Source organism: Rhizobacter sp. P2_H2, assembly GCF_056403375.1.
On record NZ_JBFUFP010000417.1, the window covers coordinates 1 to 4464 of the forward strand.

General features: G+C 67.1%; 5 protein-coding genes. 4 read left to right on the top strand and 1 reads right to left on the bottom strand.

What is annotated here, in order from left to right:
• The coding region (locus tag AC1D15_RS19360; RefSeq protein WP_477827259.1) for a DEAD/DEAH box helicase family protein at positions 1-678 on the bottom strand (678 nt) is incomplete at its 3' end.
• Positions 679-777: 99 nt separating this feature from the next.
• Here AC1D15_RS19360 and AC1D15_RS19365 point away from each other — a divergent pair.
• The 4 genes from AC1D15_RS19365 to AC1D15_RS19380 all read left to right on the top strand — a co-directional run.
• Positions 778-1977, top strand: a complete 1200-nt coding sequence (locus AC1D15_RS19365; RefSeq protein WP_477827260.1) for an amino acid aminotransferase — start codon at positions 778-780, stop codon at positions 1975-1977.
• Positions 1978-2178: 201 nt separating this feature from the next.
• Positions 2179-3474 (top strand): polyhydroxyalkanoate depolymerase, encoded by a 1296-nt coding sequence (locus AC1D15_RS19370; RefSeq protein WP_477827261.1) that lies wholly within the window; start codon positions 2179-2181, stop codon positions 3472-3474.
• A 7-nt stretch (positions 3475-3481) separates the two neighbouring features.
• Positions 3482-4114: an electron transport complex subunit RsxB gene (rsxB, locus tag AC1D15_RS19375; protein WP_477827262.1), complete on the top strand. Its 633-nt coding sequence runs from the start codon at positions 3482-3484 to the stop codon at positions 4112-4114.
• A 159-nt stretch (positions 4115-4273) separates the two neighbouring features.
• Positions 4274-4464, top strand: a 191-nt coding sequence (locus tag AC1D15_RS19380; protein ID WP_477827263.1) for a CsbD family protein, incomplete at its 3' end; no start/stop codon positions are given.

Here is a 4464-nt window from a genome sequence, read left to right on the forward strand (position 1 = left end):
GATCAGCTGCGCGATCACGTCGCGCTGCCCCATCTTGTCGCCGGCGCGCAGCGTCATCACCATGCGGTGGTAGTCGCTCGGGTTGCCGATGCCGTAGATCGCGCTGACGGTGGCGACGATCACCACGTCGCGCCGCTCCAGCAGGCTCTTGGTGGCCGACAGCCGCATCTGCTCGATGTGTTCGTTGATCGAGCTGTCCTTCTCGATGAACAGGTCGCGCTGCGGCACGTAGGCTTCAGGCTGGTAGTAGTCGTAGTAGCTGACGAAGTACTCGACCGCATTCTTCGGGAAGAACTCGCGGAACTCGCTGTACAGCTGTGCCGCCAGCGTCTTGTTGGGCGCGAACACGATGGCCGGGCGGCCCATGCGGGCGATCACGTTGGCCATCGTGAAGGTCTTGCCGGAGCCGGTGACGCCCAGCAGCGTCTGGTAGCTCAGGCCGTCCTCGATGCCTTCGGCCAGCGCCGCGATCGCGGTCGGCTGGTCGCCGGCCGGTGGATACGGCTGGAACAGCTGGAACGGCGAGTCGGGGAAGGCGACGAACTCGCCTTCGACGGGTTCAACCACCGGCGTGTCGGCGAGCAGGATGTCGGGGCCGCCCTGCGGCGCCTTCGGTGCCAACTTCGGTGCAGGGCGCGATACCGTCTTGGGTGCCGAATTTCGGGGCAGGTCGGCCATGGCGATTAAAATCCTCGGGTTTTCCTGTACCGGAAGTGCACAGGGAAATCGGCAAGCCTAGCCCAAATCACGCATCCGCTCTACTGACAAGGACTGTCCATGACCTCGCTGTTCGCCGCTGTCGAAATGGCACCCCGCGACCCCATCCTCGGCCTGAACGAGCAGTTCAACGCCGATCCGAATCCCGCCAAGGTGAACCTGGGCGTCGGGGTCTACTACGACGACAACGGCAAACTCCCGCTGCTGAAGTGCGTGGCCGAGGCCGAGCGCCAGATGCAGGAGGCCCCGAAGCCGCGCGGCTACCTGCCGATCGACGGCATCGCCGCCTACGACAAGGCGGTGCAGGGCCTGGTGTTCGGCACCGACAGCGCTGAAGTCGCTGCCGGCCGCGTCGCCACCGTCCAGGGCCTGGGCGGCACCGGCGGCCTGAAGATCGGCGCCGACTTCCTGAAGAAGCTGAACCCGGGCGCCAAGGTGCTGATCAGCGACCCGAGCTGGGAAAACCACCGCGCGCTGTTCACCAACGCCGGCTTCGTGGTCGAGAGTTATCCGTACTACGACGCGGCCAAGCGCGGCGTCAATGTCGAGGGCATGCTGGCCGCGCTGAACGCCGCACCGGCCGGCACGGTGGTCGTGCTGCACGCCTGCTGCCACAACCCGACCGGCTACGACATCACCCCCGCCGACTGGGCGAAGGTGATCGGGGCCGTCAAGGCACGCGGCCTGGTGGCCTTCCTCGACATGGCCTACCAGGGCTTCGGCGAGGGCATCGCCGAAGACGGCGCGGTGATCGCGCAGTTCGTCGCCGCCGGCATCGACTTCTTCGTCGCGACCTCGTTCTCGAAGAGCTTTTCGCTGTACGGCGAACGCGTCGGCGCGCTGAGCGTGCTGTGCGCCACCAAGGACGACGCGACCCGCGTGCTGAGCCAGCTGAAGATCGTGATCCGCACCAACTACTCCAACCCGCCGACGCACGGCGCCCAGGTCGTCGCCACCGTGCTGACGACGCCGGCGCTGCGCGCGATGTGGGAGGAAGAACTGGCCGGCATGCGGGTGCGCATCAAGCAGATGCGCACCGCGCTGCTGCAGAAGCTGCAGGCCGCCGGCATCCGGCAGGACATGAGCTTCATCACGCAGCAGAAGGGCATGTTCAGCTATTCGGGCCTCACCAAGGCCCAGATGGAGCGGCTGCGCAACGAGTTCGGCATCTACGGCGTCGATTCGGGCCGCATCTGCGTCGCGGCGCTGAACAGCAAGAACATCGACGCGGTGGTCGCCGCGATCGCCAAAGTCATCTGAAGCGACATCTGCCGTCACACAAGTGACAGTTCGAGAGAAGGCCGCACCATTCTGGGCGGCCTTTGTGCTTCTTTTCCGGGTTTGCACCAAAGCAGTCCGCGGGCACGATCTGTATCGACTGCCTAGAATGCTGCGACGCACAACTTGTGTGAAAACCTTGTGTGAAAGCGATTCCGCGAAGCGGTCGCAAAGGAACCCAGAATGCTGTACCAGTGGTATGAAGCCCAGCGCGCGTTGTTGAGCCCGTTCTCCGAATTCGCAAGCGCCTCCTCGAAGCTGTACAGCCACCCGCTGTCGCCGTTCACGCACACGCCGATGGCGCAGCGCGTGTCGGCCGGGCTGGACCTGGTGCACCGGTTGTCGAAGGAATACGAGAAGCCGCAGTTCAACATCACGTCGGTGCGCGTCGGCACGGTGGATGTCGCGGTGCAGGAGCAGGTGGCGCTCGAGAAGCCGTTCTGCCGGCTGCTGCGCTTCAAGCGCTTCACCGACGATTCGCCAGTGCTCACGCTGATGAAGGACCAGCCCACCGTGCTGGTCGTGGCGCCGCTGTCGGGCCACCACTCGACGCTGCTGCGCGACACCGTGAAGGCGCTGCTGCAGGACCACAAGGTCTTCATCACCGACTGGACCGATGCCCGCATGGTCGACCAGGCCGCCGGCCCGTTCCACCTCGACGACTACGTCGACTACGTGCAGGAGTTCATCCGCCACGTCGGGCCCGAGTGCAACGTGATCTCGGTGTGCCAGCCGACGGTGCCGGTGCTGGCCGCGATCTCGCTGATGGCCAGCCGCGGCGAGCCCACCCCGCGCACGATGACGATGATGGGCGGCCCGATCGATGCCCGCAGGAGCCCGACGGCCGTCAACAACCTGGCGATGAACAAGAGCTACGACTGGTTCGAGAACAACGTCATCTACCGCGTGCCGGTCAACTACCCCGGCGCCGGCCGGCGCGTCTACCCGGGCTTCCTGCAGCACAGCGGCTTCATCGCGATGAACCCGGACCGCCACCTGAAGTCGCACTACGACTACTTCATGGACCTGATGCGCGGCGACGACGACAACGCCGATTTCCACCGCACCTTCTACGACGAGTACAACGCAGTGCTCGACATGCCGGCCGAGTACTACCTCGACACCATCAAGACGGTGTTCCAGGATTTCGCGCTGGTCAACGGCACCTGGGAGGTCCGGGGCGAGCTGGTGCGCCCGCAGGACATCACGACCAGCGCGCTGCTGACGATCGAGGGCGAGCTGGACGACATCTCCGGCGCCGGCCAGACCAAGGCGGCGCACGAGCTGTGCACCGGCATCCCGAAGGCGCGCCAGTTCCACTACGACGTCGAAGGCGCCGGACACTACGGCATCTTCTCGGGCCGCCGCTGGCGCGAGAAGGTCTACCCGGAAGTGCGCAACTTCATCGCGTCACACCAGCAGGCGGTGAAACTCGCCCGCCCGGCGGCCCGCAAGACGGCCGCACGCAAGGCAGCCTGACGGCGCCGTGGACCGGGACGCACTCGCCGACCGGCTGGACGCCGCCCTGCCGCAGACGCAGTGCACGCGCTGCGGCTACCCCGACTGCCGCTCGTACGCCGAGGCCATCGCCGCCGGCGACGCAGCGATCAACCAGTGCCCGCCGGGCGGTGCCGAGGGCATCGCGCGGCTGGCGCGCCTGACCGGCCGGCCGGTGCAGGCGCTGAACCCGCTGAACGGCCACGAAGGGCCGCGGCGCCTCGCGGTGATCGACGAGGCCTGGTGCATCGGCTGCACGCTGTGCCTGAAGGCCTGCCCGGTCGACTGCATCGTCGGCGGGCCGAAATCGATGCACACCGTGATCGAGCCGCTGTGCACCGGCTGCGAGCTGTGCATCCCGGCCTGCCCGGTCGATTGCATCTCGCTGGTCGACGCCAGCCCGGGCCGCACCGGCTGGGACGCGTGGAGCCCGGCGCAGGCCGACGAGGCGCGCGAGCGCTTCGAATTCCACCGCGCGCGGCTGGCGCACGACGAGCAGCAACGCCAGGCGCGCATGGCCGCCCGCAGCGCGCCCACGGCGGCGGCAGGCAYCGAGGTGAGCGTCAAGAGCAGCGTCATCGAAGCCGCGCTCGCCCGCGCACGCCAGCGCAAGCCCGGCTGAGCGCATCGAGCGGCTTGTCAGCCGATTCCTACAGCTGAATCAGCCGCGTCCTATCCGGACCCCGGGTCGGAACCGACGACGGCGGCCAGCCTCCCCGCCTACGCTTGCGCCACGGATGGCCGATGCCGGCCGTCCGACATCACCGCGCAAGGAGCTGCAATGCATCACGATCGCATCGGGGGCCGCTGGAAGGAATTCAAGGGCCAGGCCCGTGAGAACTGGGGCCGCGTGACCGGCAACCAGAACCATGTCGAGCAAGGTCAACGCGAACGCCATGCCGGCAAGCTGCAGCGCAAGCACGGCGCCTACGAGGATGAAGCCCGCGAACAGATCCGCGAGCTGCAATCGCG